This window comes from Phyllobacterium ifriqiyense (assembly GCF_030817885.1).
Lineage (GTDB): Bacteria > Pseudomonadota > Alphaproteobacteria > Rhizobiales > Rhizobiaceae > Phyllobacterium > Phyllobacterium ifriqiyense.
This window is the reverse complement of the sequence record NZ_JAUSZT010000003.1, coordinates 1,687,042-1,700,241: the sequence shown is the minus strand read 5'-3', so window position 1 is coordinate 1,700,241 and position 13,200 is coordinate 1,687,042. Positions and strand designations below refer to the sequence as shown.

The following is a 13,200-nucleotide window of genomic DNA, read 5'->3' as shown; positions in this document are numbered from 1 at the left end:
ATCGAGTGCAGTCTACGCTTTGCGCATGGCGGTTTTGCGTCTAGTAAATCTGTAATGACACAAATGATTTATAAGCTGACACCGCGTGCGCTTTGGCAGGTGGCCGAAAGTAAGGGTGTATTCGATGGCGCGCCTATCGACCATGCCGATGGCTATATCCATTTTTCGACAGCAGAGCAGGTTCGGGAAACGGCCGACAAGCATTTTGCCGGACAAGATAATCTGCTTCTGGTCGCTGTGCGTGCCGACAGACTTGGTCAGGCGCTCAAATTCGAAGTATCGCGGGGCGGCGCCCTCTTCCCCCATCTTTATGCACTATTGCCGCTCGATGCTGTTGAATGGGTAAAGCCGCTGCCTCTCGGCAGTGATGGCAAACACATATTTCCGGAGCTAACGGCATGAGCGGCCTGTTTCAATCAATCGGTCGCAATCTGCTCTTCAAATTCGATCCGGAAGACGCTCACGGCCTTTCGATCAAGGCGCTCAAGACTGGCCTTGTCCCAGCCTGTGCCCCGATCAGCGACCCGGCATTGCGTGTCAACGTAGCAGGCCTCGACTTTCCCAACCCGCTTGGCATGGCGGCTGGCTATGACAAGAACGCTGAAATTCCCGATGCCTTGCTCAAGCTCGGATTTGGATTTGCTGAAGTCGGCACGTTGACGCCGCTGCCCCAGGCGGGCAACCCAAAGCCACGTATTTTCCGTCTTGTCGAGGACGAGGCAGTGATCAATCGCCTTGGTTTCAACAATGGCGGGCACGATGCTGCATTTAAACGTCTGAGTGAGCGACGCGGGCGCGGCGGTATTGTCGGCGTCAACATTGGCGCGAATAAAGATTCCTCTGATCGGATCGCCGATTATGTGGCGGGAATTCGCAAGTTCCATGATCTTGCAAGCTATTTCACCGTCAATATTTCATCACCAAACACGCCCGGCTTGCGGGATTTGCAAACTCGAGACAGCCTGAAAGAGTTGCTTGGCAAAGTTCTGGAAACGCGTGACGATCTCGCTGCGCGCTCTGGAGTCAAACGACCGGTTTTTCTCAAGATTGCACCGGATTTGCCCGATGCAAGCCTTGATGACATCGCGGCGGAAATTGCCTTGCATCCGCTCGATGGGCTTATCATTTCCAATACGACCTTGGCTCGATCTGGCTTGAAGAATACCGGCAACGCTGCCCAATCCGGCGGCCTCTCAGGCCGTCCTGTTTTTGAGCGTTCAACGATCATACTCGCCAAAATGCGCCAGCGGGTCGGCGTACGCTTTCCCATCATAGGCGTAGGCGGTATAGACAGCGCCGCAGCGGCGATTAGCAAAATTCGCGCAGGAGCTGATCTTGTGCAACTTTATACCAGTATGATCTACCAAGGGCCGGGTCTTGCTGGCCAGATCATCAAGGAAATTTCGGCAATAATGCGCAGGGAAGCTATCTCCAATATTGCAGAATTGCGCGATCGCGATGTCAATGATTGGGCATCAAGAAGCACCCCGGACTAATCGGCAAACTGTACGCGTGCTCTGTTGGGCAGGATGTATAAGAGCGATATTCCACGCAGTCCGAGAAACAGGTACAAGGCAAGCCATAGCCCGTGATTGCCCAAATATTTCGGCAATATGAAGTAGGCCACAAAATAGCCCAGCAATGACAGAACCATCATGTTGCGCATATCGCGTGACCAGGTTGCGCCGATAAACACGCCGTCCATATGGAATGCCAACAGGCCGACGACCGGCGATAGGGCCGCCCAGGGCAAATAGATCGCGGCAAGAGCCTGCACTTCGGGTGATTTTATCAGCACCGCGACAATGGCATTGCCATAGATCAGAAAAAACAGCGCCATGAGGGATGCCAGCACCATCCCCCACAAAAATGACAGCCTGATACCACGGTCAAATGCCGGGCGATAATGCGCACCCACGGCCCGCCCGGCAATCTGTTCTGCGGCAGTGGTAACGCCGTCGATCAAATTGCCCGAGATCAGCAGGAAATTCATCAGGACAGCATTGGTCGCAAGCGTTACAGCGCCTGCTTCCGTCCCTGCGCGCGTGAAATAGGTATAGGCGATCAACAGGAAGAACGAACGCAACATGATATCGCGATTGACGGTAAACATCCTGCGTATTTCGTGCATATCCAGAATGCGCGCGCGGGATGGATTGGGTACAGCACGAAACTGCCTGTAAACGAGGGCGAGCCCGACAAGAAGCGCGGCGGTTTCGCCAAGCACTGTGCCCCATGCAATACCCACAACGCCCCATCCCATAACAAGTCCGAGCCAGATCGTCATGACGACATTGATGCCGTTCAGCAGGAATTGAAGATAAAGACCCTGCATCGCCTTACCTTGCCCCAAAAGGAGGCCGAGCACCACAAAATTGCCAAGCGCCATGGGCGAGGAAAGCAACCGGATCGATACATATGTCGATATGGCATCGGCGATTGCCTTACCCGGATTCATGAAGCTGATCGTAGCACTGAGGATAAGTGGCGTTGCCGCTATAAAGACGAGTCCCGCAACAACCGCGATGCCGATAGCGCGCCAGAAGACCGCCTGTTGCTCAATATTGTCGTGCCGCCCCATGGCTTGCGCAACCAGCCCGGTCGTCCCGGCGCGCAGGAAGTTCATGGTCGAAAACAGAAAATCGAAGACCAACGCCCCAATGGCAAGACCACCCAGCAAATGCGGATCACCAAGCTGACCAACCACGGCAGTATCGACGAGCCCCAGCAATGGCGTTGTCAGCGATGCCAGCATTACTGGAATGGTAATGGCCAACATGAGGCGATTCGTTACCTCAAAGGGACGAATAGTTTTTGAACTGAGAACAGGTGGCGTATCGATCATCATCTATGGCACCGGCATTGCAACCGGAATCAGCTGCTGTTTCTCTATGCCACCGCGCATCAAACCTTGCCAGAGTAATTGCGACAACTACCTTAGCTTGCAAGAACCAGCGCCCAGTATCGCTCTCCGCTACCACCCTTTGCCTCGGCATAGGCCAAGCCATAGCGTTTGAAACGAGCATCCAGCATATTGCGACGATGCGGCGGGGACGCCATCCACATCGCGAAAAGCCGGTCGATGTCCATGCGCCCCATTGCAATATTCTCTGCAGCGGCACCATGAATTTCGTTGGTCTTGACCCGTGCTTCGAAACTCTTTCCCCAGCCCGTGGTGTGAACCATGCGCCCGGCCTTGGCCATATAGGCTGCCTGTTGCCCGGCGGCTCGCTCCAGAGTGGCATCGCTCTCCAAACCAGAAAGTCCATTGCCGTTACGAATATTATTGATGTTTGCGCTCGCAGAAGCCGAAGCGCCCATGCTGTTTCCGGCAGGCCCGATGGTCTGACAGGCGGCCAGCGGGAGCAAGGTTCCGACGGCAGCCAGACCGATAAAGTGGCGGCGGGAAATTTGAAAACTGGTGTTTGGCATGAGCAACCCTTGAATATCGAGCGCATGCGGGTAGCGCCCAATTATGGCTGCTTCACGTTAAAGCTGCTGTGCAAGTAATTTTTGTTTTACCGGCGGTAATTCAAAATCCGCAGGATGATGAAACATGGAACAACAACCGCTGCTCCAAGCAGCAAGTAGGATGCAAAACCTTCAATCGCCCCGAATCCGAGATTCCAGATACGCCGGACGAAGTTTTCGACCCCGTAAACAATATCCATCGGTGACCAATTGAAGGCGCTCATGACGACGCCAACAACCAGCGAAACAATTATCAGTTTCAGCAATACCCTTCCCGGCGTATCTCCCAAGAAACGGTTTGTGCGTTCTGACATTTTAACTCCGGGGCTCGCTCTTCATCGCGATAACTCTTATGGCCTTTGCAGACTGCAATCAAGGCGGAGCTATCAGGCTTGAAGGTTTGAATCTGGAGCGGGTGAAGGGAATCGAACCCTCGTATTCAGCTTGGGAAGCTGCTGCTCTACCATTGAGCTACACCCGCATTACCTTATCAGGATCGGTTGAGCCCGGCTTTGTCAAGCCGGGCTTTAGCACCGTAAGTCTATTTGAAATGCTTGGAGAGTTTCAAGCCTTGAGCCTGATAGTTTGAACCGAGGTCAGTGCCGTAAAGCGCGGCTGGGCGTTCCAGCATATGCTCGTAGATCAGTCTTCCAACGATCTGCCCATGTTCAAGAATGAACGGCACCTCATGGCTGCGCACTTCCAGTACAGCACGGCTTCCTGTGCCTCCGGCAGCGGTATGTCCAAAGCCGGGATCGAAGAACCCTGCATAGTGAACACGGAACTCACCAACCAGAGGATCAAAGGGCGTCATTTCAGCCGCATAGAGGGGGGGGACATGCACTGCCTCCCGGGAAACTAGAATATAGAACTCGTCTGGATCGAGCACGAGCTCACGCGCACCGCGATCATGGATTGGTTCCCAAAAATCGAACAGATCGTGAGCGCCGCGCTTGTCGACATCGACCACGCCCGTATGATGCTTGCCGCGATAACCGACCAGCCCGTTTGCATCGCCTGTCAGATCGATAGAAAGCGCTATACCTCCGCCCGATATATTCGGCGTCTCCGAAGCCACCAATATTTCATTGGCATGGAGCGCTGTCAGCTCAACTTCTTCCAATTGCGCCCTGCCTGTACGAAAACGTATCTGTGACAGCCTGGAGCCTGCTCTTGCAACGATAGGGAATGTGCGCGGGCTGACTTCCAGATAAAGTGGCCCCTTGTACCCTGCGGGCACCTTGTCGAATTCCTGCGCACCGTCGACTATGACACGTGTGAAAATGTCGAGCCTGCCAGTTGAGCTTTTCGGATTGGCTGAAGCAGAAATGTCCGGCGGAAGATCGAGGCTTTCCAGAAGCGGGACGATATAGACACAGCCGGTTTCAAGAACAGCGCCCTCGCTCAGGTCGATCTCGTGCAGCTTTAGACGCTCCAGCTTCGACATGACAGCCGTTCCAGGCCCCGGCATGAAACTGGCGCGCACCCGATAGGCTTTGGTTCCAAGCCGCAAATCCAGACTCGCCGGTTGAATTTGATCGCTGTCAAAATCACGCGCAGTCTTTAGCGACCCCGCCTGATACAATGCCCTGATACCGTTATCGGCAAGAATGCCCGCTTGGTGTCTGCTCATGTTAGCCGTTCAACCCCGTAAAACATGAGGAAAGCTTTAGCGTTTCACCCCGTTGACGCAAGCGCCAGAGAGGATTAAAGCAGTTTTATCCCGTGGTGATTTGGCCGGCCGGCTTGCAGCCACGTAAAATAATTTGCTAAAAGAGGCCCGGTATCGTTCCGGCCTTTTTGCGAGACACGCAAGGCCGGTTTTTTATTGCCTGATCAGGCAGATTGAGAAGACGATGCCAGAAGATACAAAAATCGGGAACATTGCCCGCACGCTCCGCCCTGCCACTCAGCTCGTTCATGCCGGAACGCTTCGCTCCGGTTTTGGCGAGACATCCGAATCCCTGTTTCTGACGCAAGGGTTTGTCTATCCCAATGCGGAGGCGGCGGAAGCCCGTTTCAAGGGCGAAGAACCCGGTTTCATTTATTCGCGCTATGCCAACCCGACGACAGACATGTTTGAAAAGCGCATGTGCGCCCTCGAGGGCGCTGAGGATGCACGCGCCACTGCATCGGGCATGGCAGCGGTCGCAGCGGCCATTATCTGTCAGGTCAAGGCCGGTGATCACGTGTTGGCCGCCCGCGCCATGTTCGGCTCGTGTCGGTATATCATCGAGACATTGTTGCCGCGCTATGGCGTGGACTTCACCTTGATTGACGGTTCCAAAATTGAGAATTGGCAAAATGCCATTCGGCCGAATACAAAGGTCCTGTTCCTGGAGAGCCCGACAAATCCGACGCTAGAAGTCATTGATATCAGCGCGGTGGCAGACGTCGCCAATTCGGTTGGCGCAAAGCTGATCGTCGATAATGTGTTTGCCACACCGCTCTTCCAGAAGCCGCTAGAACTTGGCGCCCATATCGTCGTTTATTCAACAACCAAGCATATTGATGGACAAGGCCGTTGCCTCGGCGGCATGATCCTTTCGGACAAGGCATGGATCGACGAAAACCTGCATGAATATTTCCGCCATACTGGTCCGGGCCTGAGCCCGTTCAATTCATGGGTGATGCTCAAGGGTCTGGAAACACTATCCGTTCGTGTTCGGCAGCAAACTGAAAGTGCTGCGAAAATCGCAGACTTCCTTTCCACTCATTCCGCCATCTCGAAAGTCATCTATCCGGGGCGTGCGGACCATCCGCAAGCCGATATTATTTCCCGGCAGATGAAGGGCGGTTCCACCCTGCTTGCCTTTGAAGTAAAGGGCGGCAAAAAGGCAGCATTCAAATTTGAGAATGCTCTTGAGATTGTCCTGATTTCCAACAATCTGGGCGATTCAAAAAGCCTCGTTACGCATCCGACGACGACAACCCATAAGAACCTTACCGATGAAGCGCGGGCTGAGCTCGGAATTTCCGACGGATTATTGCGCTTGTCTGTCGGGCTGGAAGATGCTGACGACCTGATCGAAGATCTCGACATTGCATTGAAGGCTACTCTTTGATCGGGTAGCTGTCGCGCCGGGAATGAAACCGGCGCGGTTTGTCTCATTTGAAGCTCCCAAGCTGCGATCACAAATGATTTAGATTGAGAAGGTTGACGTCACGGCTTTGAGCCGTGATATCAAATACATACATCACGATGATTGTACTGATCGCGGATACTTCAATTGCGCGTAATGCTTTCCGGATGAGATGGAGAAGGCTCACGCGATGAGAGCAGGAATGTATAAAGCCACCACGTGCGACATAGAGGTTAGTGTCGAACCGCTTTATCTGGAGGAGCAATCCGACCCGGCCGCTAACCATTATGTGTGGGGCTATCGTATAACCATCGCCAATGAATCTGAGCGTACGGTTCAATTGCGCTCCCGGTACTGGAAGATAACCGATGCCCATGGCCGCGTGGAAGAAGTAAGCGGCGCTGGCGTTATTGGAGAACAGCCCGTACTCAATCCAGGAGACAGTTTTCAGTATTCATCTGGTTGTCCGCTCAAAACCGCTTCGGGCGTCATGGTTGGGCACTATGTCATGCAAACCAATGGCTGCGATCGTTTCAACATAGAGATTCCAGCATTTTCGCTTGATCTTCCCGATCAATTGCGGACATTAAACTGATTATGGAAGAAATAATGCAGGAAACCAACCGAACCCAATCGCCTTACATCAAGGCGCTTAGCTGCTCCGCCATTGCCTTGTTGGTTGGACTTACCGCGCTTTTTTTCGGATTTCGGCTTCCAAGCTTTACCACAAATGCAGAAGCCGCCAGCCAGCTCGTGGCACTCGTTGCCGTGCCCGGATTGATCGTTGGCCTGCTGGCCAAGAAGTCAACCCGGCCATGGCCGCTGTGGCTGATCGTCAGCGCCTTTATCGTCCTGTTGATTGTGGTAACGATCGCACATGAAATGACGGCCGAGTTTCGAGCCTAGGCTCTCACAGGTCAGGCCTTCTTGACGAACTCTGTCTTTAACACGAGCCCTTTTACCTGCTTCGTATTGCACTCAATTTCACCGTCGCGCCCATTCAAGCGGATATTCTTGACCAAGGTTCCCCGCTTGATTGTTTCCGACGTACCCTTAACTTTGAGATCCTTGATCAAGGTTACAGAATCGCCGTCGGTCAGTTCGGCGCCGTTACTATCCCTGATTGTCATAATGCGAATTCCTAGTTTTTTGGCAGAAATTCTGCCGGATCGAAATCATATTGTGTCGAGCAAAATTCGCAGGTAACGCTGATTTTGCCTTCCTCGATACTGTCATTGATTTCTTCAGCGGTGAAACCTGAAAGAACCCCGGCAATCTTCTCGCGAGAGCAGGAACAATCATCATTGACCGGAACCGCGTCGAAAACCCGGACGCCCCGTTCGTGGAAAAGGCGATAGAGCAATCGCTCTGCGCCCACCTGCGGATCAGTAAGCTCTGAGCTTTCGATCGTGGAAACCAGCGCCTTTACTTCCGCCCAATCATCATCCTCGAAGAGTTCGGCATCATCTTCAGAATCGCCATTCGGAGCATCGCCAGCAGGCAGATCACGCTGCCGCATGCGCAACTCAGACTCGGGAAGGAATTGGACAATCAAGCCGCCAGCACGCCATTGCTCAACAGGCTTGCCATCTTCTCCGCGCTCGATCAACTTGGCGACCGACAACCGCAAATCGGTAGGAATCTGCTCCGACTGACGAAAGTAGGTTTTCGCGATTTCTTCAAGATTGGAACCGTCAAGCGCGACAATGCCCTGATATCGCTGCGAATACTCACCCTGATCCACGGTCAATGCCAGCGTGCCGCTGCCCATGAGTTCGACCTGGGAAAGCTCGTCCGCTTCAATCGCATCAGCAAGACGTTCTTCATCATAGCGTGCATAGGCACGCACAGAATTCGGGGTGCGGAAATCAACAACCAGCATGTCGACGGGACCGTCTGACTGCGATTGAAAAATGAACTTGCCTTCAAATTTCAATGAAGTGCCGAGCAGGACAGTCAGAACAATCGCCTCAGCCAGGAGTTGCGCAACAGGCTCCGGATAATCGTGGCGGCTCAATATATCATGCAGCGCAGGCCCAAGCTGGACCGCTCGACCGCGGGCATCCAGACCCTGAACCTGAAACGGGACTACAGCGTCATCGCCTGCAAATACATATTCATCGGGAAAGCTTGATGATTCAGACACCAGGGCGCCCTCCTTCAAGACACCATGCGAGAATGGCCTTTTGCGCATGCAACCGGTTTTCAGCCTCATCGAAAACCACCGAGTGCGGTCCGTCAATAACAGAATCCGTAACTTCCTCGCCCCGGTGCGCGGGCAGACAATGCATGAACAATGCATCAGGGTTTGCATGCTTCATCAACGCATCATTGACCTGATAGGGCATGAATACATTGTGACCACGGGCGCGGTTTTCCTGCCCCATGGAAACCCAGGTATCGGTGACAATACAATCCACACCTTCAACAGCAGCAACAGGATCGGTGGTAAGCTTGATCTTGCCCCCGGCATTACGCGCCCAATCGAGATATTTCCGCTCCGGCTCACTGCCGTCGGGCGTTGCAATATTCAGATTGAAGTCAAATCGCGCTGCCGCTTCGACCAATGAATGCAGAACATTGTTGCCATCGCCTGTCCAGGCAAACGTCTTGCCCTTGACGGGGCCGCGATGCTCTTCAAACGTCATGATATCAGCCATGATCTGACAAGGGTGTGTATCATCGGTCAGCGCGTTGATAACCGGCACAGTGGCATTTTCCGCCATCTCGATGAGCCGTTCATGGGTTGTCGTACGCATCATGATAATATCGACATAACGCGACAAAACCTTGGCGGTGTCGGCAATGGTTTCGCTACGCCCCAGCTGCATTTCCGAGCCGGTCAGCATAAGTGTTTCACCACCGAGCTGACGCATGCCAACATCGAAAGACACGCGAGTACGGGTCGATGGCTTGTCGAAAATCATCGCCAACACCTTACCGGCGAATGGCTTTTCAATATTGCCGGATTTCAAGCGCGTCTTGCGCGCGCGCGCATCGTCAAGAATAAGCCTAAGATCGCCTGATGAAAGCGCCGAAAGATCCGTAAAGTGACGGAGATCCTGCTTGATTGTCATTGGATTACCCTCACGCGATCTTCTGTCTGGATGCAGGAGCAAGACGTGCTGCCGCAGCTTCGATTTTCGACAATGCTTCGCGCATTTCTTCTTCGCTTACAATCAATGGTGGCAGAAGACGAATAACATTGTCGCCGGCACCCACAGTCAAAAGATGTTCATCGCGCAGCGCCTGTACCAGCGTCGTGTTCGGAACAACCGCTTTAAGACCAACAAGAAGGCCACGCCCCCGGACTTCGGAAATAACATCCGGATAGCGATCGGAAATAGAAGCCAGTCCCTGCTTTATCAGCAAAGCCATTTGTTGCACGTGATCAAGGAAGCCGTCCGCAAGAACGATATCGAGCACGGCATTGCCAACGGCCATTGCCAAGGGATTGCCACCATAGGTAGTGCCATGCACGCCAGCGGTCATGCCCTTTGCAGCTTCAGCTGTTGCAAGACATGCACCCAGCGGAAAACCGCCTCCAATACCTTTGGCCACAGCCATGATATCAGGCTTGATGCCTGACCATTCGTGGGCAAAAAGCTTGCCGGTACGACCCATTCCTGACTGCACTTCGTCCAGGATGAGCAAAATACCCTCGTCGTCGCAAAGCTTGCGCAGGGCTCGCAGATCCGCATCGGGAACCGGGCGAACGCCGCCCTCGCCCTGGATCGGCTCGATCAGAATAGCTGCGGTCTGAGGACCAATTACGGCTTTCAAAGCCTTCTCGTCACCAAAAGGCACCTGGTCGAAACCTTCAACCTTGGGACCAAATCCTTCGAGATACTTCGCCTGTCCACCTGCGGCGATTGTCGCAAGCGTCCGGCCATGGAAAGCACCCTCGAAAGTGATGATGTGGAAGCGTTCCGGATTGCCATTTACATAATGATAGCGGCGTGCGGTCTTGATGGCGCATTCAAGCGCTTCGGCACCGGAGTTCGCAAAGAACACTTTATCGGCAAATGTATTGTCGACAAGGCGCTGTCCCAGCCGGGTTTGGCCGGGAATTTCATAGAGGTTCGACAAATGCCAAAGCTTTTCGGCCTGGACCTTCAGAGCTTCGACCAGATGCGGATGCGAATGACCAAGCAGGTTCACGGCGATACCGGCAGCAAAATCAAGATAGTTTTCGCCACTCTCGGTCGTCAGCCATACACCGTTTCCTCGCTCAAAGCGCAGATCCGCACGAGCAAAAGTGTCGTATAGCGGTTGCGCGTTTGCGTCCGTCATTTTTTCCGGGCCTCCATAACCCTATTTTTCGTACTGCTGACCCTTAAAGGAAATCGGCAATGATTAAATCAAAAAGCCGCCCCACAATGCCATTTTTGGGGGCGGCCACACCAAAGCAATATCATCATTCAGTTTCCAATTGTCAAATAAACAGTTCAAAAGACTTACATCACAAATATTGCTGTATTTTGACTGCAACCGGCGGGCTCAACGGCCCGGTATTATTTGGTTTGTCGACAAAGCCGTAAAACGTCATTTTTGCAACAGTTTAACGCGCAAGTTGGGGAAAACCAAAAAAAGCACCCCTGCAACCCAAGCCTGACTCTTGTCACGGAGTCATCGCATATTGTAGCTTGGGAAACGAAATAGCTAGATTTCGTACGGCGTCCTCGTCATCTGAATAGATATAGTATTGATACAATCTGGAGCAATCCAGATGCGAGGAAGGATTCAGTCCGCAAGCCGTACAAAACAAAGCCCCATATGGAGCTAGGGAACAATGAACTGGACAGATGAGCGCGTAGAGCAGCTGAAGAAACTTTGGGCCGAAGGCCTGAGTGCAAGCCAGATCGCAGCACAACTGGGCGGCGTCAGCCGCAATGCCGTCATAGGCAAAGTGCACCGGCTAAAGCTGTCCGGACGCGGCAAGACAACCTCGTCGCAGACCCGCAGCAAGAAGGTCAATACCGCAGCATCCAGCAGCCAGCGCAGCAGCAGTGCAACCGTCGGTCACATGTCGAGCCGCGTTGTAAATCGCAGCGTTGGAGCGACCGCATTGCAGGCGGAATACAGCACCGATCTCGTGCCCATGGTTACGCGGACGGTTACCGATGTTGTGGTGCCGATCTCTCGCAAGCTCGAATTGGTCGAGCTGAGCGAACGCACCTGCAAGTGGCCGGTTGGCGATCCATTGCTGCCCGGCTTCAATTTCTGCGGCAATGATGTGGGCGAAGGCGGGCCTTATTGCACATACCACTCGCGTCTGGCCTATCAGCCAGCTTCGGATCGTCGCCGTCGCTAATTGAGCCGCTATCAGAGTTCTACAAAAAAGGCGCCAATTGGCGCCTTTTTTGTAGGTCGGCGGCTACACTTTTTGCGGACCGAAAACTACCGTGAAGGATGAGCCTTCTCCGACCTGCGAGCGAATTATCAGTCGCGCGCGATGCCGCGTCAGAATGTGTTTTACAATGGCAAGTCCCAGACCAGTGCCTTTTTGCGCCCGGCTTGTTTCCACATCGATCCGGTAAAATCGCTCGGTGAGGCGCGGAATATGTTCATCGGGTATCCCCGGCCCGAAATCCTGCACGGTCACCTTGGTCATATCGCCCGTCTGCTTGAGCTCCAGAATGACACGTTTTCCGGATTGTCCATATTTGCAGGCGTTTTCCAGCAGATTTTGAAACACCTGCGTGAGCTCGTCACGATCCCCAAGCACGTTGACTGGCCCCGGATCGATATCCCGCTCGATAGTAATACCCAAATCGGAGGCAACGGGACGAAGTGAATCGGCAACGTGATTAAGAATAGCGGCCAGATCAACCTGATCTTTCACAGCAATATGCGCCTTCATTTCGATGCGCGACAGCGACAGAAGATCGTCTATCAGCCGAGCCATGCGTTCGGCCTGTTTTTGCATGATTTCCAGGAAATTATCGCGAGCCGCTTCGTCTTTACGTGCCGGGCCTCTCAATGTCTCAATGAAGCCTGAGAGCGAGGCAAGCGGCGTGCGCAGCTCATGGCTGGCATTGGCGATAAAATCTGATCGCATGCGCTCAAGCCGACGGGCTTCTGTCTGGTCGCGGAAGGATAGAAGATATTGCCGATCACCCGCTCGCGCTTGATCCAGCAAAAGAACCGTCGCGCTGTACCAGCGCTCGACCGGCACCCGCTCAAAATAATCCACCGAACGTGCTACGCCATCCGCCATGACCGAATGAACCAGCGACTGCATTTCCGGCGCGCGGAAATGCAACATGAGAACCCCGCCGCGCTCCACCGAGCGAAATGCGCCGCTCGCCGCCGGGTTGACGTAAAGAATAGTGCCCTCATGATCAAAAATTATCAACGGGTCCGGTAATTGCGCCGCCAATTGCTGGCCCGACAAGTGGAATATCGCCGGATCGCCGGGATCCGCTGTTACGGGTTTTTCCGTCCTCGGCAATGCTGCGGATACCACCACGACGCTCACAAGAACGATCATCAGAACGGCAAAACTTAGCCACCAGGATTCACTTACTCCAAGTATCAAGGCGGTAATGAAAGCGGCGGCGGCAAGTATGAAACGCGAACGGATAATGCGCTCCAATGCCCGGCGCCTTAGCCCGCTACCATCCTGCCCCCAGATACTCATCCA

The 13,200-nt window shown here is 53.6% G+C and carries 15 protein-coding genes, 1 tRNA gene and 1 riboswitch; of the genes, 6 read left to right on the top strand and 10 right to left on the bottom strand.

The genetic code is table 11. The features are described 5' to 3' along the window. The first annotated feature begins 54 nt into the window (after window positions 1–54). Both QFZ34_RS15890 and QFZ34_RS15885 read left to right on the top strand, forming a co-directional pair. The gene (locus QFZ34_RS15890) at window positions 55–402 is read left to right on the top strand and encodes a DUF952 domain-containing protein (protein ID WP_115051599.1); all 348 of its coding nucleotides are present in this window, start codon (window positions 55–57) and stop codon (window positions 400–402) included. Beyond that, entirely contained in the window at window positions 399–1,496 is a 1,098-nt protein-coding gene (locus QFZ34_RS15885) for a quinone-dependent dihydroorotate dehydrogenase (RefSeq protein WP_307282692.1), read from the top strand. The genes QFZ34_RS15890 and QFZ34_RS15885 overlap by 4 nt, the downstream gene beginning before the upstream one ends. Here QFZ34_RS15885 and QFZ34_RS15880 read toward each other — a convergent pair. The 5 genes from QFZ34_RS15880 to QFZ34_RS15860 all read right to left on the bottom strand — a co-directional run bounded on the left by QFZ34_RS15880 (window position 1,493) and on the right by QFZ34_RS15860 (window position 5,104). Then, window positions 1,493–2,848, bottom strand: coding sequence for an MATE family efflux transporter (locus tag QFZ34_RS15880; RefSeq protein WP_307282688.1), 1,356 nt, complete (start codon window positions 2,846–2,848; stop codon window positions 1,493–1,495). The genes QFZ34_RS15885 and QFZ34_RS15880 overlap by 4 nt on opposite strands. An 89-nt stretch (window positions 2,849–2,937) precedes the next feature. Further along, window positions 2,938–3,432: a CAP domain-containing protein gene (locus tag QFZ34_RS15875; protein ID WP_307282684.1), complete on the bottom strand. Its 495-nt coding sequence runs from the start codon at window positions 3,430–3,432 to the stop codon at window positions 2,938–2,940. A gap of 86 nt (window positions 3,433–3,518) precedes the next feature. Then, window positions 3,519–3,785 carry a DUF6460 domain-containing protein gene (locus tag QFZ34_RS15870; RefSeq protein WP_115051313.1) on the bottom strand — a complete coding sequence of 89 codons (267 nt, stop codon included), beginning with the start codon at window positions 3,783–3,785 and terminating at the stop codon, window positions 3,519–3,521. 93 nt (window positions 3,786–3,878) lie between these two features. Then, a tRNA-Gly gene (locus QFZ34_RS15865) sits at window positions 3,879–3,952 on the bottom strand. 60 nt (window positions 3,953–4,012) lie between these two features. Beyond that, entirely contained in the window at window positions 4,013–5,104 is a 1,092-nt protein-coding gene (locus QFZ34_RS15860; protein WP_307282677.1) for a 2'-deoxycytidine 5'-triphosphate deaminase, read from the bottom strand. An 82-nt stretch (window positions 5,105–5,186) separates the two neighbouring features. Beyond that, window positions 5,187–5,266, top strand: a riboswitch (SAM riboswitch). Between the two features lie 61 nt (window positions 5,267–5,327). Here QFZ34_RS15860 and QFZ34_RS15855 point away from each other — a divergent pair. From QFZ34_RS15855 to QFZ34_RS15845, 3 genes are all read left to right on the top strand, one after another. Continuing rightward, the gene (locus QFZ34_RS15855; RefSeq protein WP_115051315.1) at window positions 5,328–6,536 is read left to right on the top strand and encodes an O-succinylhomoserine sulfhydrylase; all 1,209 of its coding nucleotides are present in this window, start codon (window positions 5,328–5,330) and stop codon (window positions 6,534–6,536) included. A 220-nt stretch (window positions 6,537–6,756) separates the two neighbouring features. Then, window positions 6,757–7,149: a Co2+/Mg2+ efflux facilitator ApaG/CorD gene (apaG, locus tag QFZ34_RS15850; protein WP_307282673.1), complete on the top strand. Its 393-nt coding sequence runs from the start codon at window positions 6,757–6,759 to the stop codon at window positions 7,147–7,149. Window positions 7,150–7,163: 14 nt separating this feature from the next. Continuing rightward, window positions 7,164–7,460 carry a hypothetical protein gene (locus QFZ34_RS15845; protein WP_307282669.1) on the top strand — a complete coding sequence of 99 codons (297 nt, stop codon included), beginning with the start codon at window positions 7,164–7,166 and terminating at the stop codon, window positions 7,458–7,460. 11 nt (window positions 7,461–7,471) lie between these two features. Here QFZ34_RS15845 and QFZ34_RS15840 read toward each other — a convergent pair whose 3' ends face one another. The 4 genes from QFZ34_RS15840 to QFZ34_RS15825 are packed head-to-tail and all read right to left on the bottom strand — an operon-like array spanning window position 7,472 to window position 10,847. After that, complete coding sequence (locus QFZ34_RS15840; protein ID WP_115051318.1) at window positions 7,472–7,684, bottom strand: alkylphosphonate utilization protein; 213 nt, start codon at window positions 7,682–7,684, stop codon at window positions 7,472–7,474. Window positions 7,685–7,695: 11 nt separating this feature from the next. After that, the gene (locus tag QFZ34_RS15835) at window positions 7,696–8,748 is read right to left on the bottom strand and encodes an Hsp33 family molecular chaperone (protein ID WP_307282664.1); all 1,053 of its coding nucleotides are present in this window, start codon (window positions 8,746–8,748) and stop codon (window positions 7,696–7,698) included. Next, window positions 8,693–9,631, bottom strand: a complete 939-nt coding sequence (argF, locus tag QFZ34_RS15830; RefSeq protein WP_115051319.1) for an ornithine carbamoyltransferase — start codon at window positions 9,629–9,631, stop codon at window positions 8,693–8,695. The genes QFZ34_RS15835 and argF overlap by 56 nt, the downstream gene beginning before the upstream one ends. Before the next feature lie 10 nt (window positions 9,632–9,641). Beyond that, window positions 9,642–10,847 (bottom strand): aspartate aminotransferase family protein, encoded by a 1,206-nt coding sequence (locus QFZ34_RS15825; RefSeq protein WP_307282660.1) that lies wholly within the window; start codon window positions 10,845–10,847, stop codon window positions 9,642–9,644. A gap of 499 nt (window positions 10,848–11,346) precedes the next feature. Between QFZ34_RS15825 and QFZ34_RS15820 the strand changes: the two genes are divergently transcribed. Further along, window positions 11,347–11,868, top strand: coding sequence for a GcrA family cell cycle regulator (locus QFZ34_RS15820; protein ID WP_115051321.1), 522 nt, complete (start codon window positions 11,347–11,349; stop codon window positions 11,866–11,868). Between the two features lie 63 nt (window positions 11,869–11,931). On the opposite strand, the gene phoR is transcribed toward QFZ34_RS15820, so the two are convergent. Then, entirely contained in the window at window positions 11,932–13,197 is a 1,266-nt protein-coding gene (gene phoR / locus QFZ34_RS15815) for a phosphate regulon sensor histidine kinase PhoR (protein ID WP_115051322.1), read from the bottom strand. Window positions 13,198–13,200 lie beyond the last annotated feature (3 nt).

Excerpts from the sequence above, each read along its gene's own strand:
- QFZ34_RS15890 (WP_115051599.1), top strand. The coding sequence starts at position 55 with ATGACACAAATGATTTATAAGCTGACACCGCGTGCGCTTTGGCAGGTG.
- QFZ34_RS15885 (WP_307282692.1), top strand. The coding sequence starts at position 399 with ATGAGCGGCCTGTTTCAATCAATCGGTCGCAATCTGCTCTTCAAATTC.
- QFZ34_RS15880 (WP_307282688.1), bottom strand. The coding sequence starts at position 2,848 with ATGATGATCGATACGCCACCTGTTCTCAGTTCAAAAACTATTCGTCCC.
- QFZ34_RS15875 (WP_307282684.1), bottom strand. The coding sequence starts at position 3,432 with ATGCCAAACACCAGTTTTCAAATTTCCCGCCGCCACTTTATCGGTCTG.
- QFZ34_RS15870 (WP_115051313.1), bottom strand. The coding sequence starts at position 3,785 with ATGTCAGAACGCACAAACCGTTTCTTGGGAGATACGCCGGGAAGGGTA.
- QFZ34_RS15860 (WP_307282677.1), bottom strand. The coding sequence starts at position 5,104 with ATGAGCAGACACCAAGCGGGCATTCTTGCCGATAACGGTATCAGGGCA.
- QFZ34_RS15855 (WP_115051315.1), top strand. The coding sequence starts at position 5,328 with ATGCCAGAAGATACAAAAATCGGGAACATTGCCCGCACGCTCCGCCCT.
- apaG (WP_307282673.1), top strand. The coding sequence starts at position 6,757 with ATGTATAAAGCCACCACGTGCGACATAGAGGTTAGTGTCGAACCGCTT.
- QFZ34_RS15845 (WP_307282669.1), top strand. The coding sequence starts at position 7,164 with ATGCAGGAAACCAACCGAACCCAATCGCCTTACATCAAGGCGCTTAGC.
- QFZ34_RS15840 (WP_115051318.1), bottom strand. The coding sequence starts at position 7,684 with ATGACAATCAGGGATAGTAACGGCGCCGAACTGACCGACGGCGATTCT.
- QFZ34_RS15835 (WP_307282664.1), bottom strand. The coding sequence starts at position 8,748 with ATGCGCAAAAGGCCATTCTCGCATGGTGTCTTGAAGGAGGGCGCCCTG.
- argF (WP_115051319.1), bottom strand. The coding sequence starts at position 9,631 with ATGACAATCAAGCAGGATCTCCGTCACTTTACGGATCTTTCGGCGCTT.
- QFZ34_RS15825 (WP_307282660.1), bottom strand. The coding sequence starts at position 10,847 with ATGACGGACGCAAACGCGCAACCGCTATACGACACTTTTGCTCGTGCG.
- QFZ34_RS15820 (WP_115051321.1), top strand. The coding sequence starts at position 11,347 with ATGAACTGGACAGATGAGCGCGTAGAGCAGCTGAAGAAACTTTGGGCC.
- phoR (WP_115051322.1), bottom strand. The coding sequence starts at position 13,197 with ATGAGTATCTGGGGGCAGGATGGTAGCGGGCTAAGGCGCCGGGCATTG.